Below are 26,414 nucleotides of genomic sequence, written 5' to 3'. Positions count from 1 at the left end.
CCACCGCCGAGTGGAGGCGTCTGCGATTGTACCAGAATTCGATGTAGCGAGTGATGTCCTGCCGGGCGCCCTCGCGGGTCAGGTAAGTCACCCTTGATACGCGCTTACTGGGTGGCGCCACTTCTTCCTCGTTTCCTTGTTCAGGACAACCCTATTGGGTGCCTGTCCGGAAACTTCGGGGCCCCTCAACTGCCACCGATCGGTAGGGCCCGTGGTGGCCGTGGCGCTCCGGGCGCACTGAAGCAAGCCCCCTGAGCTGGTGCGTGAGCTCAGGAGGCCGATAGTCGCTTCCCCCTTGTGAAGTTGTGCGACGGCAGGATGCTCCAGCCGTCGGACAGCAGGTCAGTTGCGGCAGTCGCACCCCGGGGCGCAGCCGCAGGTGGCCGCCGGCTCGGCGGGATCGGGGCCGGCCTTGAGCCTGCTCAGCCCGGCCGGGGCACAGCAACCGCCCCCGCGCCATGCCTCCCGGCCCTCCTTGACAGCGATCACCGCGATCACCAGAGCCGCTGTCGGGTCCGCCCAGGACCAGCCGAACGCCGCGTTGGCCACCAGCCCTACCAGCAGGACCGCCGACAGATAGGTGCACAGCAGGGTCTGCTTGGAGTCCGCGACAGCCGACGCCGACCCGAGTTCCCGGCCGGCTCGTCGTTGTGCGGCGGACAGGAACGGCATGGCGGCCAGGGATACGGCGGCCAGCACGATACCGGTCAGTGACGACTCGGCTTCCCTGCTGCCGACCAGAGAGCGGATCGCGTCCACCGACACGAAGGTGGCCAGGGCGAAGAACGACACCGCGATGATCCGCAGTGCCCTCCTCTCCCGCCCCTCGCGCACGTCGTGCTCACGAGCGGAGAACTGCCAGGCGACCGCTGCTGCCGATGACACTTCGATCACCGAGTCCAGGCCGAAGCCGACCAGAGCGGAGGATGACGCGATCGATCCCGCCGTGATGGCGACGATCGCCTCGATCACGTTGTACGCGATCGTGACTGCGACCAGGAACCGTATGCGGCGGGCCAGGGCGTCCCGGCGAGCCGGAGCCGGACCGAGAGAGATCGCCGACGCCATCAGCAGCAGCCCTTTTCTGCGGCATCCGGGCACGTGCCGTCCTCGGCGACAGCCACCACGGCGCTGCGTAGGTCGTCCAGCGCATGCCCCAAGCGGGCGTCGGCGAGTTCGTAGCGGGTGCGGCGGCCCTCGGGCACTGCCACGACCAACCCGCAATCGCGCAGACACGCCAGATGATTCGAAAGCCGTGTCCGGGAAATGCCCAGCGCGTCCGCCAGGTCGGACGGGTAAGCGGGAGCCGATCGCAGGACGAGCAGCAGCCGGCAGCGGATCGGATCGGCCAGGGCACGGCCGAACCGTGCCAGTGCCTCGATGTCTTGGGCGAGTTTCAGCACACCACTGACGATACACGGGAACCTGAATTCAAGGAAGCCTGAACAGATGGAGCTGGCGCAGGGGACGGGGCGCAGCAGGCCGGGACTGTCGTGCGACCGGCGTTACAGGTCGCCGGATGCTGCCGCCGCAGAGACGGTGACTTGGCCACCCACCTGAACGGAGGCGCGTGATGCGCCCTGCCCGCGTCCGGCGAAGCACCGCGCGGCGTGACCTGGCCGCGTCCGGCCGCTACCTGTAGGTGTTGCTGCCCACGATCACGGCGTCGACCGAGTCGGGGAACTCGAAGAAGCCGAGGTCGCCGGCCTTTTCGCCGCGCGAGGTCAGCCATTCGATGTCGTCGTCGGGGCGGGCGATGTAGCCGTCGAGGCTGGTGCCGATGAAGACGGTGGCGCTGAAGGTCATGAGGTCCTCCCAAATAGGTGGTCAAGATCGCGCGGAGCAGGGCGGCGGGATCGCCGTCGCCGGTGAGGGCCCACCGCAGCAGGGAGCCGTCAGTCAGTCCGGGGTCGTGGGCAGCGACTTCAAGCGCGTGGAATCGCACGACTGCCCGATGGTCACCTGCGCCGCCCGCGCAGGCTCCCCGTGCCGGACCGGTAAGAGTAAGGTGGCCACCCAGTACCACACCGCCCGCTTCCGCCTCATGCCTCAACGCGCCAGCGCCCTGAGCGTGCCGACCTCTGCCGTACGGAAGCCGGGAGTCTGCGTGGACCGAGCTGCCCCGGCCGGTGAGCACCGGCGCCGAACCGGCCGGACACGTCCGTCTCGGCTACGCCCGTGCCTCGACCGCCCAGTACGAAGCCCGGCCCAACACCATGGGCAGAGCCCGCGCTCAGGCCGTCGCCTCTCGGCTCCCGGCCAGCGAGCGCGAGCTCGCGCATCATCTGCAGCGGTTCGCCGCGTGCAGGATCACCCAGCAGACTGCGGCGAAGACTCGTCGACGACCCACGCCAGGTAGGCCTCAGACCCTCCAGTCACCGGAAGAGTGATCCACTCAGGTACCTCGTAGCTGTGCTGCTGTGACACCCAGGCTTCCAGTTCCGGCAGCCGACCCGTGGTCGTCTTGTACGAGATCCTCCACTCCTGCGCCGTCTCGATGGCGTTCTTCCAGCGATACACCGCGGTGAACGGCTGGTCGATGTGGGCACAGGCGGCCAGCCGGTTCTCCACCGCGCCGCGGGCAAGAACCCTCGCCTGTTCCTCGTCATCGATGGTGGTCTGCGCAATCACGATCTCGCTGGCCATGCAACTGCCCTCCCAGTTCGGTGTAGCACGACGCTATCCAGCGGACGTTGCTGTTACGAACCCGCTGCCGGACCAGGAGATCAGATCAGACCCGCCGCCAGGAGCACAGCCGCTCGGCGACGCCGTAGGAGTCCAGGACCGGAGCCTGGATGCAGCGGACCAAGTCTCGACGGAGCTCACCGTGTTATTCGCGCCCCGTGCATCGGGCGCGCCCCGAACTGGGTCTGCATCGACCTGGCCGACGCACAGTGCGATTTGGCGCTCGTCCGTCTGCCACCCGCGGGGCGGAGCAGACCGGTTGGTCGGGAAAGCCTCGATCTCCGCGCGCAGCTTTTGAGCAGCGACAGACCTGGGTCGATCGGTCGGCCAGGCAGGCGTTGCGCTGAGGTTGTTGCCGCCGGTGATCAGGGCGACATTGCGCTCTTGCGCGGCCAGGCGGCGAAGGACTCCTCGCAGCGCGTGGCGACGCCGTGCCACTGCGGCGGACGGTTCACGCACGATGCCGGCGCGCTCATGTCGGCACGGGCCTGCCTCATCGACGGAGCAGATGCTTGTGCGGCAGTCCACCCGTCAGGACGGCACACGGTTCCCGGTCCGGGACCTCGCGCCGCTTGTCACCAGGGGGTAGACGCCGCTGTGTCCTTCGGTGGTGCCGGTCGACGAGACCGGTGGGTGCGGCGTCACCTTTGGGGGGGGTGCGGTACGTCAGGGAGTTGATGCCGTCGAGGAAGGGCTTGTGATCGTGAATCCACCGCGGGACGTGATCTTCGCAATCCGGTTTCTGCCAGGGGCTTCTCGCGTACCTGATGCCAGGTCGAGCCCGTCTGACGGCCCTGGTCAGCCAGGAGGATCGCGGGTCTGTCGGACGGGCGGCGTAGCCAATACTCTGAGCCCCATCCGCACTACCTGGGGGTGGAGTCATGACAAGTAGGTTCACCGAGTTGGCCGTTGGCTGCCACGATCCGGAGAGGCTCGCGGCCTTCTGGTGCGAGGTCCTGGACTTCAGGTGATCGACCGGAGCGAGGGCAAGGTCGAGATCGGCTCCTGGGTGCCGAGCGAAGAGGATGTCCGGGCCCGTCAGATGCCGCCCACCCTGCTGTTCACCCAGGTACCCGAGGGCAAGACCGTGAAGAACCGGGTCCACCTCGACGTCAGCCCGATCGACGGCAGCACCGAGGACGAGGTGACCAGAATACTCGGCCTCGGCGCCACCCAGACGGATGTGGGCCTGGGGTCGGGACTGCCTCTCATTCCGGTTTAGGTGGTGTACTCGACGGCGGGCGTGCCCTGGGGCGTTAGGGTGAGCGGACTCCAGGCGGGTGGTGAGTGGATGATGCAGTGGCAGAGGTTCGCTGAGCAGATGGCTGTGCTGGCCCGGGATCTTCTGGAGAAGACGTCGGTCCAGGAGACGCTGGACGCGATCTCGGCGGCGGCGGTGGATCTTGTGGAGGGCTGTGATGCGGCCGGGATCCTGGCGGTGCGCAAGGGCCGGGCGATCACGCTGTCCTCGTGCGGGGAGATGGTCGCCGAGTCCGACCGTATCCAGGGTGAGCTCGGGGAAGGGCCGTGCTACGACCTGGCCCGCCGCGAGAACGGCGAGCGCACCTACCGGATCACCGACATGACCCAGCCCCAGCCTGCCTGCCCCGCATACGCGGACGCGGCCCGCGGGCTCGGGATCGGCAGCATGGCCGGCATCCTCCTCTACACCGACAAGGAAGATTTCGGAGCCCTCAACCTCTACGCCCGCCGCCACGGCACCTTCACCGAAGACATCGAGACCGCCGGCTGGATGCTCGCCTCCCACGCCGCCGTCGCCCTGGCCAGCGCCCGCACCATCGACCAGCTCGAACACGCCATGGAAACCCGCCACGCCATCGGCGAAGCCATGGGCATCCTCATGGAACGCCACCGCATGAGCGAAGACGATGCCTTCAGCGTGCTGCGCCGCGTTTCCCAGCACCACAACATCAAACTGCGCGACGTCGCGCAGAGGCTCCGCTCCGAGCACGACCGACCCTGACCAGCGTGGGCCTTGGCCGGGTGCGGTCATGCCGGGAATCTAGTGGGCGTTGTGCCCGCGGGTACGCCCGGTGTGGGTGAAGCCGCGGTCGTGGGACTTCTATCGGACAGTGCCGTCGGGCGCTCCGTCGATGTAGTACTGGCCGGGGGAGTCGGGGGGACGGGCCTGGTGGAGCGGGATTTCGGCGGTGATCAATTTGCCTTCCCCGGTGTGCTGGACGGACAGGCGGCTGCTGAGGGCTGTGACGATTTCCAGACCGTGTCCGCCGACGCGGTGGGGGTCCGCCGGCCGTGACTGGGGCAGGGCGGGCGAGGTGTCCCAGACGGTGACCCGTACCAGGCGGCCGTGTTCGGCTGCCTGTACTTCCAGGCGTCCGGGGCCGGGGGCGTGCTGTGCGGCGTTGGCGATCAGCTCGCTGACCACGAGCGACACGTCGTCGGCGGCGCGGGGTGTCACGGTGATCTGGCGCGTGTGGTGCAGGGCGGACAGCAGTGCGTCGGCTTCGGCCCGCGCCCGGGCGGCCGGGGGCGGGGGGCCGCTCCAGGCCAGGTGCCGACGCAGAGTGTGGTCCGGTCCCTGCCCGTCCGCCTGCTTCATAAGCGGTTGAGACATGGAGATCGTCACTCTCAGTCGTGTGAGTTGTACTCTTCTGTCCCGCCTGGCGGGCTGAGCACCGTCTACCCGCCACGGCCCGTGTTAAGGGAGCCGCCCACAGGGCACCGGGGTGGCAGGCGGTGACCGGCAATTTCCCCGGGGGCCGGCGTCCGCCAGGTGCCTGTGGTCCGGAACGTGTGCTGCAGGCGCCGGCCTGCTCCCGTTGCCGGCCTCGGCCGGTAATGGGGGACGGTCACACCCGGCCCCGGTATCGAGCACGCCTCTGTGCCGGGCATCGCGCACGAGCGAGGCCCGGCGCGCCCCGCTCGCCGCCGCCGGGGTTCAGGGCATGACGTCATGAGCACCAGAGCGCGTCGTCCCCCTCGTACGTGTGGGGGAGACGACACCGCAGAGCCCCGTAACAGCCCGGGAGTACGTCGTTGCGCAGGTGAACGCAGCGCTGGCCGGTGTCCGCAACGATCGGCCGACGATCGTCCTGTACGAATCCGTCTGGGCCATTGGCGGTGCCCGAAGCTCGACTCGAACGATGCCGGCCACATCCCGCACGTGAAGTTCTCCGTGCTCAAGGCCCCGGCCGCTGAAGTCGCGGTCGTCATAGCGGCGGAACGACTTCCACAACGAGCGTTCCGAAGGAGCGGTCAGCCCGCTCCGCCGTCGAGCAGCCAGTTGTAGCGCAACCGCAGCGCCCGCTCCGTGCTGGCTGTCACAGTAGCGAGCCCGACCACGACGTTGGACCATGCCGATAGGTCAATGGGCGAGGTGAAGGTCCCGACGTGCTGGGCGATGCCCTCCGGCGCCCGGGTGACCTGTTCGGCGAGCTGAAGAACCAGGAGAACCAGACCGGTGACGAGCACGATCGACGAGAGGACACCGATCCAGCGGCTCAGCGCGGGGTGTGCGCGGTCGAAGCGCGCGCGGCGGCCTTCGGCAGAGGAGGGGTCCGGGATGAGCTGGTGCTCGGCTCCCTCGGTGGTCACGTAGTGGCAGCGCTTGAGCCCGAAGGCGCTGGTCCGTACTTCGACCGTGCCGCCCTGGACGGGGAAGACGGCGGGGACCTTGGACTCGGCGTGATGCCTGCCCTCGAGGTACAGGTGGGCCTTGACGTGCCCCTCCGACTGATTCTGATGCTTGACGTCGACGGCGTAGACCGTCTGCCGGCCGTCTTGGCTCACCAGCCGAAGATGGAACAGTGCGCGGGTAAGCATCTGCCACCAGCGGAAGGGCTTCAACGGTCGCCCGTTGCCGGGCTTGACCCGCTGCACAGCCCGACGATGCCGCCACTCCTTGAGCATGCCTCTCCTCCTGCTAGTTGCTGGGTTCCGCTGTGCAGGCGAGGTCTTGGGACGGGCGCTGCCCAGTGGTCAGGAACGCGGTCGCCGCGTCTTTTGCGCACGCGTTGGGCCCGAACGGATAGACGCCGTGCCCGCCCTGGTCGGCCGTCACCATCGCGGCCCGCTTCCCGAACGCCTGCCGCAGCTTCTGGGCGCCGGCCAGCGGTGTACCCGGGTCACGCTCGTTCTGCACCATGAGCACGTTCGACGGACCCCGCCCACCGATGCGCACCGGCGGCTCGACCCGCTCGTCCGGCCAGAAGGCGCACGGACCGATGCTGGCCGTGGATCCGCCCAGCATGGGGTACTTCAGCCGGTCGACCGCGACGTTGCGCTGATACTCCCGGACCGTTTCCGGCCAGCGGTTATCACCGCAGATCACCGAGAAGCGGGCGGACATGAAGTTCTCCATGTCCGGAAACGGCGGGGTCGCCGGCGGCAGCCGGTCCGCGTCGAGTGCCTGCCAGATCCTGGCTACCAGGGGCAGGTCCGCATCGCTGTAGAGACGGTCGAACGTGACTCCGCGGAACGACGTCGCGTCGAAGCCCTGGACCGGTTCCGTCTCCAGTCGCTCAGCGAGATCGAAGAACTTCGCCCTCACCTGCTCCGGCGTGGTGCCCAGACCGTACTCGGGATGCGCGGCCGCGAATGCCGCGAAGTCCGGGAACCGGTCCTCCATTCCACGGGCCAGCAACCGCATGGCTGTGACGTCGTAGCCACCGGGGCCCAGGTTGCTGTCGAGCACAATGCGGTCGCTGCGCTTCGGGAACATCGTCGTGTACACCGCACCGAGATAGCTGCCGTAGGAAGCGCCGAGGTACGAGAGCCGCGGCTCACCCAGCGCCGCCCGGATCCGGTCCATGTCGCGCGCGGTGTTCGCGGTGGTGGTGTGCGGCAGCATCCACGCCGTCCGCGAAGTGGTGCACTGCTCGGCGACGGCCCGCGCGTGCGGCGCCTCGCGCGCGACTTCGGCCGCGGTGTGCGCGTACGGCGGGACGTTGCCCCGTGCCTGCTGCTGCGGCGTCAGATCGCAGGTCACCGGCGTGCTGCGGCCGACGCCCCGCGGGTCGAAGCCGATCACGTCGTAGGAGTCCAGCACCTCCTGCGGCAGCCCTGAGCCGGCGAGGACGGCCGGGTAGCCGAGTCCCGTGATACCGGGGCCGCCCGGGCTGGTCAGCAGCACGCCGCGGCGCTGCGAAGGTACCTTGCTGGCCAGCCGGGAGATCGCGATCTCGATCTGTCGGCCGTCCGGATCCCGGTAGTCCAGCGGAACCTGGAGGGTCGAACACTCCAGTCGGGGCAACGCGGCCTTCTCCGCGACCGCGCCCTTTTCAGAGGCGGCCTCCTCCGAGCACGGGCCCCATTGCACGGAGTCTGGCGTCGCCGCCACCGCCACTCCTGGGACCGCGGTCACCGCCACCACGGTGGTGGCGATGGCGAGGGACAAGGTTCGGTGCATCTGATGTCCTCCTCATGGGTGCACGGGGGCGCCAGAGCGGAAGTGCTCGGGACGGCCCCGCCGCGGAGCAGCGCCGGGGCGGACCGGGCTGTGATCACCACCCGACCGCCTCGACGAGTCTGTCCGTGCGGCGGCCGTCGGCACATCAGCCCGGCGGCTCGAATCAACTTCGACCAGAGTCGAGAGTGCGGTTCGACTCTGGTCGAAGGACACATCAGCCCCAGGTCTGACTCGCCGACCGTCGGTTTCGCGAAGCCCCGCAGTGCCTTTCGCCGCGTAGGCGACCGCCCTTCACGACCGCATACCTTCAGGTCAGCCTCGACCGGCACCCGCCGGTCGGGGCAGATCTGTGTCCGGTGTGGGCGTGGTGAGGGCGAGGCTGGGTACGGTGCCCGGTCATGGACGACTACGAGCGCACCGACCTTGACGGAAGTGACCTGTGCGAAATCCGCACCACGCCGGTGGAGACGGCGGAGCGCCTGGCGCTGCTGACGCGGGAGGAGGCCTTCGAAGCACTCGGTCTGGCGACCCTCTCGCAGGAGGGCGGGCCGCCGATGTCGCTCGAGGCGGACCGCCTGGCCAAAGCGATCGCCGTCCGCATCCCCTCGGAGAACTGATGCCGGCCGGCGGACCTGCCGGCGATCGTCCGGCCTGTCTTCCGCGGGCTGGGGGAGTAGTCGATAACGGGGAGCTGGGCGTCGGGCTGGCAGTGGGCGCAGGCCTTGAGCCCGGAGGCGAGCAGGCGGCGGGCTACTGACCGAGGTGCCGACAGCGGGGGAGATCGCCGCGCCGGTGCCCTCCCCCGATGTTGCGGCGGCCAAACTCCGGGACGGTTCGGCGGGCGGTATGTGTCGTGCCTGCTCGTCGACGTCGTAGGCCGCCGTCTGCTGCGAGTCAACGAGGAGGCGGATACGCAGCAGGAACGCCGTGCTGGTCAGGCTCATCTGGCCGGCAGCGTCTACGACGAGGTCCTGCGTACCCCGAGCTGGTCCAGGAGCGAGAGGGCGGGCAGGGGCAGCGGGTTCTGGCGGGGTCGACTACTGCCCGTCGAGGACGCCGGGGGTGCCGTGCAGAACCACGCTCTGCTGGAGCGGGATGCGAGTCCCGCCGAACACGTTTCCCGGTACCGCCGGGTCGGCCGCGCCGAAGGAGATCCGACAGCAGCTTGAGACTCTCGGGAACGTCCAGGAACGCACGGACGGCGTCGGCAGAGAAACCGAGCATGGCGCGCGGAATGCCGGCGAACCCCCGGGATGCCAGCGACAGCAGGAAGTTCTGTGCGTAGACACCGATGTCACGGCCGTCCGCAGCGCGCGCCCCGCTCCCTCCGGCCCGCGGCTCACCTGTTCGTTTCCGGCATTAGACAACGGACCGAGCTGACCAGACTGCGTCGTGCGGTACGTCACACGACTGTTGCAGCAGAACATCAGACCGTCGTGACCATCGACTCAGTGTCGTCGTTCGGCTCGTCCGTCCTGAACGTCGTCTGATCCCGCCCCCGGCAGTAGCCGGCGGCCCGGAGTCCAGTCCGGGACCGAGATGTGGACCGAACAGAGACGAGCCGCCCGCACGAGGGCCGTGCCGCCTCTGCGCCCGACTGCACCCGTCGTCCCGAAGCAGTGAACCATGCGCCGACGGTGGGCCTTGTTCGCCGGGTTCGGACGGCGGCAAGAGGTCCCGTCCCACCTGCACGGATGCCGTGGGAGTAGAATTCCAGACCCTCGCTTGGAGGTAAATCTCTAGTGGCTGATGTAGACATGCGGAGGTCATTGGGGTTAGTGTCTTGCTGTAGCCAGGAAGTCAGTGAGGCGCGGCAGAGACGAACTGCCCGCACGGAGAACAGTGGTTGCGGCACGGCAGTGGAGTGGCAGGGCCGGAGGTTCCCAGGGTCCCGCCGCTGGCCGCCGGGCCGGACGGCTCACGGGGTCGTCAGCAGTAACAGCAGTGCCGAGAGGCGTAGTAGACGGAAGAGAGAAGGAGGCGGACGCCATCAGGATCGCCCGGGCGAGAACGGTTCTCCCGGGTACCGCAGGCCCCGGAATGGAAGGTGGTCCCACGGTCACGCATCCGCGATCCCTCAACTGCCCGCCCCCCGACTGAGGGCGGTGCGGAAGCAGAAGGCCGGCAGTGCAGTAAGCCGGCGGATGGTGTTGCAATCCCCTCGGGGCCTTGGTGCCGTACGGCACCAAGGCCCCTCGACGCGTTGAAGGCGTCACGGTCGTACCCGTCGCGGGATTCAACGTCGACCGGCAGGCGCGTGATGGCTTCCGCGACAGGGAGATCCTCAGCCGCGTGGGCAGGCGGGGCCGCGACGATCACTAGAACTCAAAGTCCGGGCCCGCGGGCACTTCCCGAACGAGGCCGCCGCGTTGAAGTGCGTCTACATGGCGCTGATGAGCCTGGCCCCGACTGGCAAGGGCCGGCGCCCGCCTGAGCTCGCTTCGACCAGTCCACAAGACGAGTATCGCCTGTGGCCCCGCCGGACAGCGCCTTTTGAAGTAACCGCTGATGAGCGCCCTTCAAGACAAGACAAGGTCAAATGCTCACGAACAGCCCACTAAGTCACCCTTCGGCCCTCGGCGTCAAAGCCGTCGAGCCACTACAACCCGTTCACATCTGGGCGGAATCCGACCGTGCCCTCGGAGCGAACGCCGCGCGATAGGCGGTCGGTGTCGTGCCGAGGGAGCGCCGGAAGTGCAACCGCAGGTTGGAAGGGCTGCCCAGACCGCATCGGTGGGCAATGTGGTCGACGGGGAGTCCGGTGGTCTCCAGGAGTTCCCGGGCACGGTCGAGCCGGGCGGCGAGCAGCCACCGCAGGGGCGTCGTGCCGGTCTCGGCGACGAACCGCCGGGCGAAGGTCCGCGGCGCCATGTGCGCGTGGGAGGCCAGTTGCGGCACCGTTAGCGGTTCGTTCAGGCTGGTCAGGGCCCACGCCCGGGTGGGCGCGAGGGTGACGCCGTTCGCGTCGGGGGCGAGTGGTCGTTTGATGTACTGCGCCTGCCCGCCGTCACGGTGGGGAGCGGAGACCATGGCGCGTGCCACCTGATTCGCCGTCCGTGAGCCCAGGTCGCGTCGCACCAGGTGCAGGCAGAGGTCGATGCCGGCGGCGACACCGGCCGAGGTCAGTACTTGGCCCTCGTCCACATAGAGGACGCGCGGGTTCACCGACACCTTCGGATACCGCACGGCGAGTTCGTCGGCGTACCTCCAGTGCGTGGTGGCCTCGTGGCCGTCCAGGACCCCGGCTGCCGCCAGTGCGAACGCTCCGGTGCAGATTGACACCAGGCGCCGGCCCCGGCCGTGGGCTTCGACCAGTGCGGCGAGTACGTCCCGCGGGAGCTCCCGCAGATGAGGAACGTACCCAGGGACGACCACGGTGTCCGCCTCGCGCATCGCCTCCAGTCCGGCCGTCACCGTCACGGTGAACCCCGCCGCCGTCGGGATCGGCCGCGCGGTCCGTCCGCACAGGGTCAATCGGTAGGGGGCACCGGGCACGGCGATGAAGACCTGGGTCGGTATGCCCAGATCCAGGGGCAGGACGCCGTCCATGACCAGCACCGCCACTCGATGCGGTGCGGCAGGGGTGGCAGTTTCCTCACGCATGGAGGCAAGTCTGCCACTGGCGCGGCCGGTTGGCGCAGCCGACCATCGATGTCATGAACGACGTGACGACAACCGGCATCCCGCCGCTGCCCGACACTCCCGTAGCCCGCCGCGCGCTGGCCCTGGTGCGCGAGACGGAGTCCGCAGCCACGGCCAACCACAGCATCCGCAGCGCACTGTTCGCCCGCCTGCGCGCCGATCACCAGGGTGCGGAGCCGGGGCACGAATACGATCCGGAACTGCTGTTCCTGGCCTGTGTACTGCACGACATCGGTCTGACGCGGGCGGGCGACCGTCACCAGCGGTTCGAGGTGGACGGCGCGGACACCGCCGCGGAGTTCCTCACCGCCCAGGGCCTGCCCGCCGCCGACGTCGACGCGGCGTGGGAGGCCATTGCCCTGCACACGACGCCGGGTATCGCCGAGCGTCGTGGCACCTTGTGCGCCCTGGTACACCAGGGGACCGGCATGGACTTCGGCTGGGACGCCGACTTCGTCGACGACGCCACGGGGGCCGCGATCCACGCCGCTTATCCGCGGCTGTCCATGGCTACCACCCTGACCGACGAGATCACCGGCCAGGCCCGCAACCGTCCAGAGAAGGCGCCGCCCTTCTCCCTCGCGGCCGAACTCATGCGGGAGAGGTCTCTGCCGCCCCGCAGGACCCGCATGGAGACCATGGCCGACACCGCGCGCTGGGGCAACTGAGCATGACCACATACGGAACTCTGCTGTTCGACTCGGCGCAGGAACTCGACTTCGCCGGTCCGTGGGAGGTGTTCACCACCTCCGCGGACCTGCGAGACGGCGGGGACGACGTCCTGCTCGTCGCCGAGCGATCCGCCCCCGCCTGGTGCTCGCAGGGCATGCGGGTCCTGCCGGACCATACACTCGGCGACCACCCGCCGCTGGACGTCGTCCTCGTCTCCGGCGGTTGTGGCGCCCGGGAGGCCGAGACCCGCAACGAGCGGGTCATCGCATGGCTCGCCGACACCGCGGCGCACGCGTCCTGGGTGGTCGGCGTCTGTACCGGCGCCTTCCTGCTGCACGCCGCCGGCCCGGCCCGTGCCCGCAGGGTCGCCACGCACCGGCAGTACGAGGAAGCGCTCGAAGCTCGCGGCGACGTCACCGTGGTACGGGACGCTCGCTAATCAGCGCGCGCGGGGGGACGCGCCGGCGCGGCGGCAGGCGCCGTTGGGAGATCCTCGACACCGGCCGCGACATCGGCGTTCGTCGCTGTCCGCTGTCCGCGTCCGCTGCTTCCCGGCCCGCTCCCGTGATCTACTGACCCGCACCGCGCCGGTACGAACAGGACCGGACGCGAGTCACAGGGAACGAGGAGGATCGATGCGCATACTGGTCGTGGGAGCCGGAGCAACCGGGGGCCACTTCGGAGGCCTACTGGCGGCCGCCGGACGGGACGTGACCTTTCTGGTCCGGCCGGCACGGGCGGCCGAACTGCGCACGCAGGGCCTCCGGCTGACCGGACCGCACGGCGACGTCCACATCCCGAGACCGAGTCTCGTCACACCACAGGAACTGGCGCAAAAACCGTACGAGCCCTTCGGGTTGGTGCTGCTGTCCGTGAAGTCGTACGGGTTGCGGCAGGCGGTCACCGACATCGCACCGGCAGTCGGACCGGGCACCCTGGTGCTGCCCGTCCTCAATGGCATGGCCCACCTGGACGTCCTCGACACCGCCTTCGGCCCGGACGCCGTGCTCGGCGGCCTCTGCCTGATCGCCTCCACCCTGGACCCTGACGGCCGCATCGTGCAGCTGGAGGATTTCCACCAGATCACCTTCGGGCCGCGTACCGAACGCGCCGAGCAGCGGTCCGCCACCGTGCGGGCAGCGCTGGACGGCGTCGGTTTCCATGTCCGGCTTTCTCTCGCAATCGTGCAGGAGATGTGGGAGAAGTGGTACCTGCTAGCCTCCCTCGCAGCCGTGACGACCCTGATGCGCGGGTCGGTCGGCGAGGTCATGGCCGCTCCCGGAGGGCCCAGGTTCATCGAGGGAGTACTCGCCGAGGTCGAGGCCGCCACGGCAGCGGCCGGGCATCCCGTCAGCAATGAGGCCAAGGAGCGCGCGCACAAGCGCCTCCTCACCGCCGGCTCCCCGCTGACAGCCTCGATGTTCCGCGACCTGTCCGCCGGACTGCCGGTGGAAGCCGAACACATCATCGGCGACATGGTGGACCGCGGAGCGCGTAACGGTGTGCCGATGCCGCTGCTGGCCCTGGCCCGCACCCACTTGGCGGTCTACGAGGAGCGCCGGTCGAGCTGAGCTGACCCTGTCAATGTTCCATAGCCGCGCACGAGTTGCCGACCGGTCTTGTTCCCACGGCTTGGTTACGGGGAGTTCACGACGGTCGAAGCCGTCAGCCCGGGCCGTCGGCCTGTCAGGCGATCGTCCCGCCCGCATTGCGAACCAGGCGTTGGAGCACCTTTACTGTGGTGATGTAGTCCGCGTCGTCGATGCCCTCGTGTAGAGCGGCCCGGATCGCGGGGGCGTTGCGCGCAAGGTCGACGCGGGCCTGTTCCCCCTCCTCGGTGAGCCACAACCGTTCCTCGGCGTCTCGGACCAGCCAGCCGTGCTTCAGGAGCCCCTCGGCCTCCACCGCCAGATCGTCCTCGGTACGGATGTAGGAGGCCATCGCCTCCCGCAGTTCGGGCAGCGTCATCCCCTCGCCGTCGGGCGAGATGTCGTTCACCGACAGATTGCGCAGCAGCCAGAACTGAGGCTGGGTATAGCCCTTCTCAGCCTGCCGGGTCCGGGTGTACGCAACGAGCGCCTCATAGGCGACACCAGTCCAGTAGGCGGCGGGCTGTCCGGCGAGATCGGCGTCGGAGCTCTGCTGCGCTGTCATGCTTCTTCCTGGTGCTTCGGTGCGAAGCCTGCACGTCGTGCAGGTCATGCGAAGACCGTAGAACCTCGAGCGAACTTGAGGGCAAGCCGGTGAACCCCTGACGCGATCGGCGCGAAGGCGGGGAGTTCGGCCAGGCCGGCCATCGGCTTCCTCGAGACTCGGCGGGAGGCCGCCCGCCCGGATTCGACCGCGAGACCTACCAGGGCAGAGACAAGGACGAATGCCGGATCGGTTTGTCGAAGCCGGCCCGAAGCGTCGCGACTCGCTGCGACAAGCTCGCCGTCCGCTGCGAAGCCACCGTCCGACTCGCCTTGATGCGGCAGTCCCTGTGACCTCATCTCAATCACGCCATAGCGGTGTTCGCGCTCGGGTGTGGGCCTCCCCGCCGTGTCGGAGCGGATGGACGGCGAAGCGGGATCTCCTCCCGGCCGCCGTGCCCTGTTCCCCTCGGCCGTCGCCGGGCCCCGCCCGGGTCCGCCCGAGGACGACCTGGTGGGCGCGGTGAGTCGGCCGTGCGGAATCGGCCCCGCGCCGTCCCGTCGGCCCGGGTGACCATGGAGTGGTCGAACTGTTGGGCAGGACGGTCGGGGAGGTGCCGGCTCCGCAGAACTGCTCGGGGTACGCAGCGAGCGGCCGAACGTCCTCAGGCGCCTGTACAGGGCTCCGTAAGTGACGTGTAAAGTCGGCGCCGGTGTGCCGGGAAGTCTGGTCGGCGGTCAGGGGACAGCTGCCTTCGGCGATCGGGGTTGTTTTTCGTGGTGCTCGTCGCGGTCTTTGGCGCCGCTCTTCTCGTGGCGGTCCTCCTGTCCGGGCTCGCGGCCCGGACCGTGCTGTCCACCTCCTTCCTTTTCCTCGTCGGCGGCGCGCTCGTCAGCGACGGGTTCCTCGGGTTGATCCACATCACCCCGGACAGCGAGATCGTGGCGGTCACCGCCGACTTGGCGCTGTTCGCGGTCCTGTTCACCGACGGCATGCACGTGTCCTTCCCGAAGCTGAAGGAGAACTGGAAGAACCCGGCCCGCGCGCTGGGACTGGGCATGCCGCTCGCGTTCGTCGGAATGTCGCTCATCACTCATTACCTTGTCGGCCTCGACTGGACGACGTCCTTTCTTGTCGGCGCCGTACTCGCGCCCACCGATCCGGTGTTCGCCTCCGCGATCGTGGGCCGCAAGGAAGTGCCCGCGAAGCTGCGGCAACTGCTGAACGTGGAGAGCGGCATCAACGACGGGCTGGCCCTCCCGGTGGTGCTGATCCTGATCGCCGCCGCCGGCCCCACGAGCGGCGATGCCGAGGCGTCGTTCGGGAAGATCGCCCTTGAGCTCGGGCTGGGGCTGCTCTTCGGCGCCGTCCTGCCGCTGCTGGTGAACGGTCTCGTACGGTTCCGACTGCTGGGCGCGGAGCCCAAGCTGCAGCCGCTGCTGCCGCTGGCCACCGGGATCATCCTGTATGCCGCCTGCCACCTCACGCATGCCAACCCCTACCTCGCCGCCTTCTCCGCGGGCGCCGTGCTCACCGCAGTGTCACCCGAGGCCAAGACGGCATTCGAGCCGCTGGGTGAAGCCCTGGCGGAGTTGGCGAAGTTCGCGGCACTGCTGGTGTTCGGCGCGCTGCTGACACCGCAGCTCTTCGGCGACCTGTCCTTCGGTGGGTACGTGGCGGTGTTCTTGGCGATCGTACTGATCCGGCCGGCATCGATGCTGATCTCCCTGATCGGCACGCGGTTCGACCGTCGGGAGAGGCTGGTGGCGGCCTGGTTCGGCCCGAAGGGCTTCGCCTCGGTGGTGTATGGATTGCTGGTGCTGCAGGCCGGTATCCCGCAGGGCGAGCAGGCGTACACGCTCATCGCCGTGTGTATCGCCTTCTCGATCATCGCGCACAGCAGCACTGACGTGCCGATCGCGAGGGTCTTCGACGTGGAGGACCTGGCCGGTATTCCCGAGCCGCAGAGTGCGGATCCGTCGAGGGAGACGGGCCAGACCGAGGCCTCTGACCGACGTGCGTGACTCGGACCGCCGCGAGCGCGGCAACGTGGGCCGGGTGGCCGCCCTCCGCGCGCTGGTGGCGGCGGGCGTGGTCATGCGGGTGCTGCCCGGCCCGGGCCTGCCCCTCCCTGTGCGCCGGTGTCGCCTGATGCCGGCTGCGGGAGGCATGCGCCGGCCCGGCCGGCGACGTGAGCGACGAACCGAGGCACCGACACGGGTCCTTGTTTCCATGGACCTGACCTCGAACTGTCCGTCGTCCGAGGGGCACTCGCGCAGCATGTGAGCCCTGACCCGTGGCGGCGACTTCTCCGGAGAGGCCGCCCGGGAAGCGGCTTCGGGGTGAGCTGCCCACCTCGTCCCGGCGTGTTCGGGAGGGGACAGGACGGCGTCGGCCGGTAGCGCCCGGTACGGGCCGCGCCGTTCAGATGGCCATCGCCTCCTGCAGCCAGCGGTTCACCCGGTACGGCAGCCACCAGGCGAGGTCGCCCACCCGTAGGACCAGCAGTTCCTCGGTGAACTCGGTGAGCACCGCCGGCGGTACCTCGCGGTGGTCGACACCGAAGTCCAGGGCGGCGATGGCTGTTCGGTACTCCGGCTCGTCGGCCGTGAAGCGGCGCAGTTCTCCCCAGCGCCGGTCGCGGATCTGCACGAAGCCGGGGCCCTGCCGCCACACGCATTTGCACAGGTAGTGGTTGGTGCGCCAGGCGTACAGGGCGGCGTCCGCGTCCGTGACGTCGCCGATGACGCGTGGTGGCTGCAGGTGGGACAGCAGCTTCCACTGCTGCTCGCCGCCCTCGGCGGGCAGCCGCAGGTCCCAGTCGACGTGTACGGCACGGGCAGTCAGCTCACGGACCAGGCAGAGCAGAGCGACGGCCCGGCGTTCAGCGGCGGCACCGGTGGCCGTGAGATCGACCGGCTCGTCGAGGGCCACCCGGCGGGCGCCGCCGTGCCACAGCCGGTCGCAGGCCTCGCCGGTCACCTCGGGGAGGTCGATCGTGCCGAGCGCCATGCCCGGGCGGGTGCATGCCTCCTCGTCGTGGTCGCGCCACGCGGTCACTGAGAATCTCTCGGTGGTCTGCGTCATGATGTTCGCTCCAGTGCTCGGGACGGGGGTCAGGACAGGACCGGTTCCTCGTCGCGGGTCCTCGGCCGGTCGCCGGGCTCGCTGGTGCCTGGGTCCGTGCCCTCCTGCCGCACGCGGTGGGTGTGGCGCATGAAGTCCAGCCGCAGCAGGTCCTGGTTGACCGCGGACGGCGCGAGGTGCACGTACTGCCCGGCGTCCGTGAACACGATCCCGTCGGCGACCCAGCCGTCGAGGAGGTTCCGTACGTCCTCCTCGGTCCGGGGCTCCGGTGTCCCGCCGGTCGCCTTGCGGTGCAGGGCGGTAACCGTGTGCGGCTGGTCCAGCAGCCGGAACGTGGCGATCTCGAAAGCGTCCGTCAGCTCCCTGGTGCGCCACGCGAAGCCGCTGCGCCGGCTCACCAGGACGATCCGGTCACCAAGATCGGTGTGCGTCAGCCGGGCGTCGACATGGCGCTTCTTCCACAGCGCCAGCGCGGCGTTCAGCCGTCCCACGGTGTCCTCGCCGATGCCGCGTGCGGGCGCTTCGAAGACGTACGCCAGGTCGTACAGCTCCTCCTCGGGCAGGTCGTACGTGAAGCGGTAGTGTTCCTCGGGACGCAGGCCGGTGAAACCGAGCTGGGGCTTGTTGAAATAGGGGCTGAACCGCTCGATGGCGATGCGGGCCGACAGGTCGACCGGCGGGTTGAGGTGTTCCAGGGCCGGGATCTGGTGGATGACCGGCGCGTAGTCGTCGTCCGTCTCGCCGGGAAAGCCGTGCAGGTAGTTCCAGGAGACGGAGAGCCCGGTCTCGGCCGCGTCACGCAGCATGCGCACGTTCTGGCAGCCGCTCACGCCCTTGTCCATCAGGTCCAGGACACGGCTGTTCAGGCTCTCGATGCCGGGCTGGACGTAGATGAGTCCCGCGTCGGCGAGTGTCCTGAGCTGTGCGCGTCGCATGTTCGCCTTGATCTCGATGTGCATGCGCAGGTCGTAGCCGCTGTCGATGATGCGGGGCAGCACGGTCGACAGGTACTTCATGTCGAGGATGTTGTCGACGACGTACATGTCCAGCACCCGGTGCCGCTGCGCGAGATCCATGATCTCCGCGTAGAAGGTCTCGGGGCTCTTGCTGCGGAACTGCATGAAGGAGCCGTTCAGTCCGCAGAACGTGCAGTGGTGCTTCTCCCCCCACCAGCAGCCGCGGGCGCCTTCCACGACGAGCTTCGGCTCCACCCAGTTGCGCGCCACCGACGCGGCCAGCCGCTCGAAGTAGCCGCTGTAGTCGGGCGGCAGGATCGACGCCGGCGGCAGTGGACTGGTCGCCATCGGGTTGGCGACGCCGGCCCCGTCCGGCCCCCGGTGGCACAGCCCCGGGATGCCTGTCGGATCGGTGCCGTCCCGCAGGGCGGTCAGCAGCGCGGGGAAGGCGCTTTCACCCTCGCCGCGTACGACGTGGTCGACGAAGCGGAAGTTGCGGTGGACCGCGGCGCCCTGCTCGGAGTCGCAGTTGGCGCCGCCCATGACGGTCACGATGTGCGGCGCGAGTTCCTTCACGCGCCGGGCGGCGGCGAGGGCGGCGGTGTTCTGCTGGAACGTGGAGGTGAATCCGACGACGTCCGGTTCCGCGGCGACGATCGCCCGTGCGATCTCGTCGACGAACTCCGGTACGACACGGTGCAGTTCCTTCGTCATCCGCATCCGCGACTTTCGTACCTTGGGTGTCATGACGCGGGTGAAGTCCTCGTCCTTCCACTCCGGGTCGTCGTACAGCGCGGAGGAGAACACCCAGTCACCGCAGCCGAGGAAGTAGGACGACAGCGCGTAGTACTCGTAGTCCTGAGCGGTGAACTCGGTCCGACGGGTGATCCAGTCGGTGAACTCCAGGTTTGCGTGCAGTACTTCGCAGGTGGCGTCCGGCACGCACTCGTCGACGCTGCGTTTGAGGATGCCGAGGGCCAGCGAGGGCAGGTCGATCGGGGACCAGGGCATGTTGACCAGCAGAACGCGCACGGCTTGCTCCTTGGTTGTGCGTCGGAGGCGGAGACGTCGGTGGGGGGAGGAGGAACCCGGCCGGTCCCGGGGCGGGACCGGCCGGGTGGTCGTCACTCCTCGTCGCCCTCGTCGGCGTTCCGGAACGGAATGGTGATCGTGATGCCGATGCCGGGCTTGCGGTTCTCCTCGTCGTCCGCGAGCGGGTCGTTGTGGATGATGTCCTTCTGCACGGAGCTCTCCTTTCACCAGTGAGCGGTTCGTGCCGGCCCGGGCCGCCGTGAGCGCGGCGGCTCCGGGCTCCCCCGTGTGGGGGAGTCGGAGGTGACCTGCGCCGGGGGCGCGGTCAGGTGGCGGCGCAGGAACGTCATCGCGCGCCGGAGCACGGCCACATGAGTGGCACCGTCGTAGCCGTCGTGACCGGTGTCGAGCCACATCGCCTCGTGGGCGATGCCGGCGGCGTCCAGGGCGCCGAGGTAGGAACGGATCTGATCCGGAGGGCACTTGGCGTCCCGGGTGGCGCCGACCACGAGCAGCGGTGCCGTGACACGGGAGGCGTAGCTGAGCGGGGAACTGCGCGCGTAGCGCTCCGGCACCTCGTCCGGTGTGCCGCCGAACAGCCGCACGTCGAGGGCGCGCAGGGCGGACGTCGAGGAGCGGTGTGCGGTGTCCCAGTCGGCGAGCGGCTTGACGGAGACGCCGGCCTGCCACAGACCGGGGCGCGTGCCGAGGGCCAGCAGCACCAGATATGCCCCCCAGGACACGCCCCACAGGGCCGTGGCATCGGGTGCCGCGAGCCCACGGCGCAGCAGGTCGGCGCGGACGGCGGCGAGATCCTGCACCTGAGTGTGACCGACCCCGGCGGTGAACGCCTGCCGCCAGCGCGGGCCGTAGCCGGTCGAGCCGCGGTAGTTGACGCGGGCCACGGCGTAACCGGAGGCGACCAGGGAGTGGACGGTGGCGTCGTAGGCGTCGCGGTCCTGGTCGGCGGGGCCTCCGTGGACGAGAAAGACGAGCGGGGCGGGCCGGTCCGGGGCCGTCGCGTCAGGGAGCCCGAGGAGGGTGTGGACCGGGCCGTCGGGCGTGGGTGTCCACAGGTCCAGGTGCCGGCCGGGCACCTCGGGCGGAGTGCCGATCAGGGGCGGCAGCGGGGTGCCGTCCGTGGCGCGCAGGACGGGCGGGTGCGCGGCGTCGGTCCACAGGTAGTGCAGACCGTCGCCGGTGCGGGGCGCCGCGTCGAGGATCGTGCCGGGCGGAGTGGCGACGCGGGTGTGGCGGCGGGTCGACAGGTCCACGCGGTGCAGCAGGGAGCGGCCGTGGCGGTCCTGCCGTACGAGGATCGCGCCGGTGTCCGGGTACCAGCGGGCGGTGATCTCCGTGTCGAACGGGCACCAGTCGTGGACGGCCGTACCGGCAGTGGGCGTCCAGGTGGCCAGGAGGTAGTGCTCGTCGGTCTGCAGCACGAGGAGCAGTTCGTGTGCGCCGTCCGGGCGGAAACCGCGGCACCACTGGCGGGCGGTCCTGGCCCGCAGCACGGCGGTGACGGCGCCGGTCGCGTCGAGGAGCGTCACGGTGTCGCCCGCGCCGGTCACGGCGAGGAGGCCACCGTCCGGAGACATGCCGTGGAGGGTGAGCGGTCCGGGCGCACGGAGCAACTGCCTCGCCGGGTTTCCTTTCCGGCCGAGGTGGACGGTGCCGGTCGGGCCGTCGGCGAGGGCGACGGCCGTGGTGCCGCGGGAGGCGAAGGCGAGCCCGCGCGGCAGACCGGGCGGCAGGTCCAGCAGGCCGGGCGGGTCCGGGATGCCGCGGGTCTCGCTCTGGAGGAAGGGCTGGTGTCGCCATGTTCCGCGGCCGTGGCGGTCCTCGTCGAACCACCAGATGTCGGCGTCGTGGTCGATGGAGCAGTGAAAGGTCCCGGCGGGCCGGGACGTGACCTGCCGCGCCCGGCGCGAGGAGGCGTCCCAGGCGAAGACCTCGCAGCGTCCGTGGGCGTCTGCCGTGTACACCATGCGGGACGGGTCGGAGGGGGAGGCCTCCGGGAGCGCGCTGCGGAACACCTGGTAGCCGGCGGCGTCACTCATGAGCGCTCTCCTCGTCCGTGGGCGGCAGTCCGGCCGGGGCGGGCTCGCCGGTGAGCAGCCGTCCGGCCACCCCGTGGGTGTACACGGCGAGCGGGGCCAGCAGAGCCAGGCACAGCACCGCCGGGGCGTGCGGCCCCTTCCAGGCCAGCAGCCCTGCCGCCAGTGCCGGGCATCCGGCCGCGGCCAGCGCCGCCGTGGCTCCGACGGCCGCGCCCGCCTGCGACTGGACGTTTCTCGGAACGGTCCGCACCATGGCTCCGGACAGGACGACGGTGACCGTCGGCAGCAGCAGCGCCAGCAGCGCGAAACCCGCCGCGTAGCTCCACGCACCGCCCGCGGCGACCAGCACGCCGGCCGGGATGAGCAGGAGCCAGGTCGCCAGGACCACGGCACCGCGCGCACCCAGCCGAGCCACGAGACCAGGCGCCAGCAGGGCACCCACCAGCCCGGCCGCCCCCGACGCGCTGAGCACCAGCCCGATGGTGGTGCCACCGTCGCCGTCGAGCACGAACACGGCCGTGTACGACAGCAGCGTCACGATGACCGAGGCCGCCGACGCCCATACCAGGACCATTCGCAGCAGCGCAGAGCGCGCCACCGTCCGGAAGCCGGTGCCCGCCGTTGCTTTCCGGCGTTCCGGCACGGGCGGGTCGAGCGGGGCACGCAGGGCCCGGATACCGAGCGCGGTCGCGGCGTACGACAGGGCGTCGGCCAGGAAGGGCAGCGGCCGGGCCGCCTCGAACAGGGCTCCGCCGAGCCCGGGGCCGACGACGAGGGCCGCCTGATCACCGGCCTGCAGTCCGGCGGCGCCCCGGGTGACCTCTTCGGGCCGCGCCACATGAGCCAGAGCTCCCCGTGCCGCCGCCTCGTGGGTGAACGCGCACAGTCGCTCGGCGAAGGCCAGGCCCAGCACGGTCCACAGCGGCGGACGCCACCACAGCAGTGCGACGGTCAGCGCCGCCATCGCGGTGGCCGCGAGCGTCGCCGAGCCGATGAGCAGCACGCGCCGGTGCCCGTGGTCCGCGGGCCGTGCGACGATCGGCCCTGACACGACCCCGACGACGGCGACGGCACTGGCGAAGGCGCCCGCCGTGGCGGCGGAATGCCCGAGGTCGAGGATCAGCAGTGGCAGGACGATGCCGGCGGCCTGCGTGCCGAGGCCGTCAACGGCATTGGTCCACCACAGGATCCGCAGGTCACGGTGGACCTTGCGGGACACCCGCACCGGCGATGCCGGTGCCGACGGCTCGTTCACGACGTTCACCCCCCTCCGGCAGCCGACGCGGAGCCGCCGGACCGGTGAAGAGCCGATTCGACGTGAAGAAATAGTGTGCTGTTCGTGAAAGTGAGCCGGAGCCTAGTCACGGGTCCATCACAGCGACAAGGGTGCGGTCGGCGGGGCGGACGGCCCGGATCGGGGGAGTTTGACCAAGAACGGTCTGGCCGCCGGTGCCCGCGCCGTGCTGCTGCGTCATGACGCCGCCTCGTACCGCGGCCGGAACTTTGGTGGGCGGGGCAAATCACTTCCGCACACGCCGACGACCCGAACTGTGGCGTGTCCAGGTCACGGCGCGGCGCCACCGTGTCTTGCACTGGTCAAGCGGAACTGCGCCTGGCACGTCCTGCGGGGGGCCGGGACACACGCACGCCCGCTCACAGGGGGAGGCCGCGAGGGAGGCGGCACGACGCAGTGGCCCGGTCTTTGGCCGATACTGCGATCGGATCAGCCGTGGCGTCGAGTCGTGCCGCCCCTGCCGGAGGAGGCCGGGGACCGCGACCGCGTGGTGCAACCCCACCTCCTCGGTGACCCCGCATCGCGGCCGCTCGCCTCACGCCCGGGAACGAGTCCCCGGGGCCGGCGGACCGTCCTGTCCCGTCGTCGTGGGAAAGGGCTGCTCGGTCCAGATGGTTTTGCCGAAGCGGGAGTAGCGGGTTCCCCACCTCTGTACCAGCTGCGCGACGATGAACAGGCCGCGCCCGCCCTCGTCCTCCTCGCCGCTGTGGCGCAGGTGAGGTGACGTGTGACCCGTGTCGGCGACCTCGCACAAGAGAGTGCGGTCACGGATGAGGCGTACCTGGATCGGCCCCTCGGCGTATCTGACGGCATTGGTCACCAGCTCGCTGACGACGAGCTCGGTGGTGAAGGACAGTTCCCCGAGACCCCAGTCGCGCAGCTGCCGGGTGGCCAGGTCCCGGACACGGCCGGCGGTGACGGGTTCGGCGGGCAAGTCCCATTCGACGACTTGCGACGCGTCGAGTTCGCGGGTACGGACGAGCAGCAGCGCGGTGTCGTCCGTCGTCGAACCGCCCGGCAGGAGTTCCCTCACGGTACGGTCGCACAGTTCTTCGAGTGAGGCGTGCCGGTCGCTGAGTACCTGTCCCAGGGTGTCGAGTCCATGATCGATGTCACGGTCGCGAGCCTCGACCAGACCGTCGGTGAAGAGGGCCAGCAGGCTGCCCACAGGCAGCTCGATCTCCATGGACTCGAACGGCAGGCCGCCGAGTCCCAGGGGCGGGCCGGCCGGCAGGTCAGCGAAGGACACCCGGCCGTCCGGCTCGACGATCGCCGGCGGCAGGTGCCCGGCCCTGGCCATGACACATCGCCGCGACACCGGGTCGTAGACCGCGTAGAGACAGGTCGCTCCCGTGGTCACATCGGCGTGGGTGCCGTCCGGCGTACCCATCTCGCCCCACTGCTCCTCCGCCGACTGCGCCACCAGGTCGTCCAGCCGCGAGAGAAGTTCGACGGGGTCCATGTCCATCTGGGCGAACGCGCGGACGGTCGTACGCAGTCGCCCCATGGTGGCGGCTGCCTGCAGACCGTGGCCGACCACGTCGCCGACCACGAGTCCGACCCGGGTCCCGGACAGGGGGATGACGTCGACCAGTCGCCACCGACCCCCGTCACGTCGTCCGTGGGGAGGTAGCGGTAGGCAAGGTCGACCGCTGACCCCTCGGGCAGCTGCTGCGGCAGCAACTGGCGCTGCAGGGCCAGGGCGGCGGTGCGCTCACGCGTGAACCGGCGGGCGTTGTCGATGGACACAGCCGCACGGGCCACCAGTTCGTCGGCCAGTGCCACTTCGCCGCTGTCGAAGTTGGCGGAAGCGGCACCGCGGACGAAGGTGACGAGTCCCAGCATGCCGCTCCCCACCCGGAGCGGCACGACCAGGGTGGTGTCGTCGAGCACGAGTCCGCCCGAGGAGAGGCTGCGGTCCTGCGGAGAACCGGACGGGTATTCCACGGGCGGGTGGTCCGCGACGGATGAGGGCGAAGCCCGCTGTCCCGGTTCCTCGGCGCCGGTCTCCTCACTTGAGCGGGCGACTCGGACCAGAGGCATGGCCGCCGAACCGCTGGTGGCCGGCAACTCGCCTTCCAGTACCATCGGCGCAAGGTCGACCGTGACGGTGGTGGCGAACGCAGGCACCCCCATCTCGGTGATCTTCTCGGCCGTGACCATCACATCGAGGGTGGTTCCGATCCTGCGGCCGGCCTCGACGAGCAGGGCCAGCCGCCGCTGCGCCCTGTGACGGTCGGAGATGTCGAACGCGTCCTCGCACACTCCGAAGACGTGGCCGTCGGCGTCCTGGAGCCGGTAGTAGGCGCAGGACCAGAGGTGATCCGTCTCCGGATCGCTGGGTGGCCGACCCAGGAAATGCAGGTCCAGAAAGGGTTCCCCGGTATCCAGCACGTGGCGCATGACGCCGTCGAGCGTGGGCGGATGCCCCTTGGTCACAAATCTCCCCTCGCTGTACATCTGGTCGGGGTGCAGGCCGCGGAACTCGGCGAACGGCTGTCCGATCTCTCGTTCATAGGCCGTGTTGCACCAGGTCAGGCGCAGATCAGTGTCGTAGATGGCCAGGCCGACCGGTGACTGGGTCGCCAGCCCGTTCAACAGTGCCAGCCGGGAGTCCCACAGCCGAAGATGCTGCAGTTCCGTCGCAACGATGACGTGCCCCGCCGGGCCGGCGCCCGGTAGGGGACACACCGCCGTGGCGACGACCACCTCGAAGCCGCCCCGGTGCCGCGCGGCACGGATCTCGTTTCCTCGGACGGGGTGGGCGTGTGGGGAAGGCGGAGACGTCGGTCCAGGTGGCAGGAGCGTGGTGAGGGGCCGGCCGACGATTTCCTGCGGCTGGTAACCGAGCAGCCGTTCCGCCGTGGGGCTCCAGCTGATGATGGTGTCCTGGGTGTCGACGACCACCGTGGCCGCCCGGGTGATGTCGAGAGGGCTACGGAAGTCCGCACTTTGGTCCGTGTTCCGTGCAGTCATGGCGCCACATCAGCCCCGTTCGTCTCCTACAGAATCCGCCGTCCCCTGGGGAGGCACAACCGCAGTGCCCCCGCGCCGCACGGAAGCCCGGTGTGGCTACCGGTGGAGACGGCTCACCGCCGCCTGTGCGACCAGCGCGGCGACGCGAGAGCGGCTTGCGTGCTCAGGCCGGTCGGGCGGGGGAGCGGGTGGGTGTCTCGCTTCCGATGCCGACGACGCCGCTCACGCTGCTCCACCACCGAGACCGTGACGCGTCCGATCATTTCGTGGCCCTGGAGGGTTCGGTTGCGGTGGCCGTCCGGGACGCCGCGATGTGGCCGCCGGCGAAGTCGGTGATGTCGCGCTCGGGGCGGCCGAGGAGGCCGGGGCCGCGTAGAACTGCGCGCATTGCCTCCTGTTGCTCTCCGGAGTGCGCGGGCCGTTCGGGGTGGAGTAGCCAGACGTCCTGCACGCCCGTATGGGCGGTGGCAGCTCAGTACGGTGCGGGA

The 26,414-nt window shown here is 69.8% G+C and carries 19 protein-coding genes and 5 pseudogenes; 9 read left to right on the top strand and 15 right to left on the bottom strand.

Annotated features, from left to right (window positions below):
- Nucleotides 1–342: 342 nt before the first annotated feature.
- From ACIQ1J_RS21925 to cutA, 4 genes are all read right to left on the bottom strand, one after another.
- Nucleotides 343–1,068 carry a cation transporter gene (locus ACIQ1J_RS21925; RefSeq protein WP_403559674.1) on the bottom strand — a complete coding sequence of 242 codons (726 nt, stop codon included), beginning with the start codon at nt 1,066–1,068 and terminating at the stop codon, nt 343–345.
- On the bottom strand, nt 1,068–1,403 hold the full coding sequence (locus ACIQ1J_RS21920; RefSeq protein ID WP_403558911.1) for an ArsR/SmtB family transcription factor: 336 nt from the start codon (nt 1,401–1,403) through the stop codon (nt 1,068–1,070). The genes ACIQ1J_RS21925 and ACIQ1J_RS21920 overlap by 1 nt, the downstream gene beginning before the upstream one ends.
- A 229-nt stretch (nt 1,404–1,632) precedes the next feature.
- Nucleotides 1,633–1,806 (bottom strand): hypothetical protein, encoded by a 174-nt coding sequence (locus ACIQ1J_RS21915; RefSeq protein WP_403558908.1) that lies wholly within the window; start codon nt 1,804–1,806, stop codon nt 1,633–1,635.
- 504 nt (nt 1,807–2,310) lie between these two features.
- Nucleotides 2,311–2,646 carry a divalent-cation tolerance protein CutA gene (gene cutA / locus ACIQ1J_RS21910; RefSeq protein ID WP_403558906.1) on the bottom strand — a complete coding sequence of 112 codons (336 nt, stop codon included), beginning with the start codon at nt 2,644–2,646 and terminating at the stop codon, nt 2,311–2,313.
- Between the two features lie 920 nt (nt 2,647–3,566).
- Here cutA and ACIQ1J_RS21905 point away from each other — a divergent pair.
- A pseudogene (locus ACIQ1J_RS21905) lies at nt 3,567–3,883 on the top strand (VOC family protein); the annotation flags it as partial.
- 96 nt (nt 3,884–3,979) lie between these two features.
- On the top strand, nt 3,980–4,669 hold the full coding sequence (locus ACIQ1J_RS21900) for a GAF and ANTAR domain-containing protein (RefSeq protein ID WP_403559671.1): 690 nt from the start codon (nt 3,980–3,982) through the stop codon (nt 4,667–4,669).
- 99 nt (nt 4,670–4,768) lie between these two features.
- Here ACIQ1J_RS21900 and ACIQ1J_RS21895 read toward each other — a convergent pair whose 3' ends face one another.
- Nucleotides 4,769–5,281, bottom strand: coding sequence for an ATP-binding protein (locus ACIQ1J_RS21895; RefSeq protein WP_403558903.1), 513 nt, complete (start codon nt 5,279–5,281; stop codon nt 4,769–4,771).
- Between the two features lie 367 nt (nt 5,282–5,648).
- Between ACIQ1J_RS21895 and ACIQ1J_RS21890 the strand changes: the two are divergent.
- Nucleotides 5,649–5,834 (top strand): annotated as a pseudogene (locus ACIQ1J_RS21890) (triose-phosphate isomerase); the annotation flags it as partial.
- A gap of 88 nt (nt 5,835–5,922) precedes the next feature.
- Here the strand turns inward: ACIQ1J_RS21890 and ACIQ1J_RS21885 are convergent.
- On the bottom strand, nt 5,923–6,576 hold the full coding sequence (locus ACIQ1J_RS21885) for a hypothetical protein (RefSeq protein ID WP_403558901.1): 654 nt from the start codon (nt 6,574–6,576) through the stop codon (nt 5,923–5,925).
- A gap of 13 nt (nt 6,577–6,589) precedes the next feature.
- Nucleotides 6,590–8,074 (bottom strand): alpha/beta hydrolase, encoded by a 1,485-nt coding sequence (locus ACIQ1J_RS21880; RefSeq protein WP_403558899.1) that lies wholly within the window; start codon nt 8,072–8,074, stop codon nt 6,590–6,592.
- 398 nt (nt 8,075–8,472) lie between these two features.
- Between ACIQ1J_RS21880 and ACIQ1J_RS21875 the strand changes: the two genes are divergently transcribed.
- Both ACIQ1J_RS21875 and ACIQ1J_RS21870 read left to right on the top strand, forming a co-directional pair.
- Nucleotides 8,473–8,691 carry a DUF6417 family protein gene (locus tag ACIQ1J_RS21875; RefSeq protein WP_403558897.1) on the top strand — a complete coding sequence of 73 codons (219 nt, stop codon included), beginning with the start codon at nt 8,473–8,475 and terminating at the stop codon, nt 8,689–8,691.
- Between the two features lie 1,713 nt (nt 8,692–10,404).
- Nucleotides 10,405–10,635, top strand: a pseudogene (locus tag ACIQ1J_RS21870) (hypothetical protein); the annotation flags it as partial.
- A gap of 49 nt (nt 10,636–10,684) precedes the next feature.
- On the opposite strand, the gene ACIQ1J_RS21865 reads toward ACIQ1J_RS21870, so the two are convergent.
- The gene (locus ACIQ1J_RS21865; protein WP_403558895.1) at nt 10,685–11,677 is read right to left on the bottom strand and encodes a GlxA family transcriptional regulator; all 993 of its coding nucleotides are present in this window, start codon (nt 11,675–11,677) and stop codon (nt 10,685–10,687) included.
- 53 nt (nt 11,678–11,730) lie between these two features.
- On the opposite strand from ACIQ1J_RS21865, the gene ACIQ1J_RS21860 reads away from it, so the two are divergent.
- The 3 genes and pseudogenes from ACIQ1J_RS21860 to ACIQ1J_RS21850 all read left to right on the top strand — a co-directional run bounded on the left by ACIQ1J_RS21860 (nt 11,731) and on the right by ACIQ1J_RS21850 (nt 13,959).
- The gene (locus ACIQ1J_RS21860) at nt 11,731–12,384 is read left to right on the top strand and encodes an HD domain-containing protein (protein WP_403558893.1); all 654 of its coding nucleotides are present in this window, start codon (nt 11,731–11,733) and stop codon (nt 12,382–12,384) included.
- A gap of 2 nt (nt 12,385–12,386) precedes the next feature.
- Nucleotides 12,387–12,824, top strand: a pseudogene (locus ACIQ1J_RS21855) (DJ-1/PfpI family protein); the annotation flags it as partial.
- Nucleotides 12,825–13,023: 199 nt separating this feature from the next.
- Entirely contained in the window at nt 13,024–13,959 is a 936-nt protein-coding gene (locus tag ACIQ1J_RS21850) for a ketopantoate reductase family protein (RefSeq protein ID WP_403558891.1), read from the top strand.
- Nucleotides 13,960–14,074: 115 nt separating this feature from the next.
- On the opposite strand, the gene ACIQ1J_RS21845 is transcribed toward ACIQ1J_RS21850, so the two are convergent.
- Complete coding sequence (locus ACIQ1J_RS21845; RefSeq protein WP_403558889.1) at nt 14,075–14,542, bottom strand: MarR family transcriptional regulator; 468 nt, start codon at nt 14,540–14,542, stop codon at nt 14,075–14,077.
- Between the two features lie 755 nt (nt 14,543–15,297).
- Between ACIQ1J_RS21845 and ACIQ1J_RS21840 the strand changes: the two genes are divergently transcribed.
- Nucleotides 15,298–16,545 carry a sodium:proton antiporter gene (locus tag ACIQ1J_RS21840; RefSeq protein ID WP_210961862.1) on the top strand — a complete coding sequence of 416 codons (1,248 nt, stop codon included), beginning with the start codon at nt 15,298–15,300 and terminating at the stop codon, nt 16,543–16,545.
- 400 nt (nt 16,546–16,945) lie between these two features.
- On the opposite strand, the gene ACIQ1J_RS21835 is transcribed toward ACIQ1J_RS21840, so the two are convergent.
- The 6 genes and pseudogenes from ACIQ1J_RS21835 to ACIQ1J_RS21810 form a co-directional block, all read right to left on the bottom strand.
- The gene (locus tag ACIQ1J_RS21835; RefSeq protein WP_403558887.1) at nt 16,946–17,608 is read right to left on the bottom strand and encodes a DUF5825 family protein; all 663 of its coding nucleotides are present in this window, start codon (nt 17,606–17,608) and stop codon (nt 16,946–16,948) included.
- A 29-nt stretch (nt 17,609–17,637) separates the two neighbouring features.
- On the bottom strand, nt 17,638–19,596 hold the full coding sequence (locus tag ACIQ1J_RS21830; RefSeq protein ID WP_403558885.1) for a RiPP maturation radical SAM C-methyltransferase: 1,959 nt from the start codon (nt 19,594–19,596) through the stop codon (nt 17,638–17,640).
- 224 nt (nt 19,597–19,820) lie between these two features.
- Nucleotides 19,821–21,656 carry a prolyl oligopeptidase family serine peptidase gene (locus tag ACIQ1J_RS21825; protein WP_403558883.1) on the bottom strand — a complete coding sequence of 612 codons (1,836 nt, stop codon included), beginning with the start codon at nt 21,654–21,656 and terminating at the stop codon, nt 19,821–19,823.
- Nucleotides 21,649–22,911 carry an MFS transporter gene (locus tag ACIQ1J_RS21820; RefSeq protein WP_403558881.1) on the bottom strand — a complete coding sequence of 421 codons (1,263 nt, stop codon included), beginning with the start codon at nt 22,909–22,911 and terminating at the stop codon, nt 21,649–21,651. Before ACIQ1J_RS21820 ends, ACIQ1J_RS21825 begins: the two co-directional genes overlap by 8 nt.
- A 574-nt stretch (nt 22,912–23,485) precedes the next feature.
- A pseudogene (locus ACIQ1J_RS21815) lies at nt 23,486–25,926 on the bottom strand (SpoIIE family protein phosphatase).
- A gap of 259 nt (nt 25,927–26,185) precedes the next feature.
- Nucleotides 26,186–26,314 carry a hypothetical protein gene (locus ACIQ1J_RS21810; RefSeq protein ID WP_403558879.1) on the bottom strand — a complete coding sequence of 43 codons (129 nt, stop codon included), beginning with the start codon at nt 26,312–26,314 and terminating at the stop codon, nt 26,186–26,188.
- Nucleotides 26,315–26,414 lie beyond the last annotated feature (100 nt).

Origin of the sequence: Streptomyces sp. NPDC097107, assembly GCF_044762405.1 — a bacterium.
Classification (GTDB): Bacteria; Actinomycetota; Actinomycetes; order Streptomycetales; family Streptomycetaceae; genus Streptomyces; species Streptomyces thinghirensis.
This window is presented reverse-complemented; position numbering and strand designations above follow the sequence as displayed.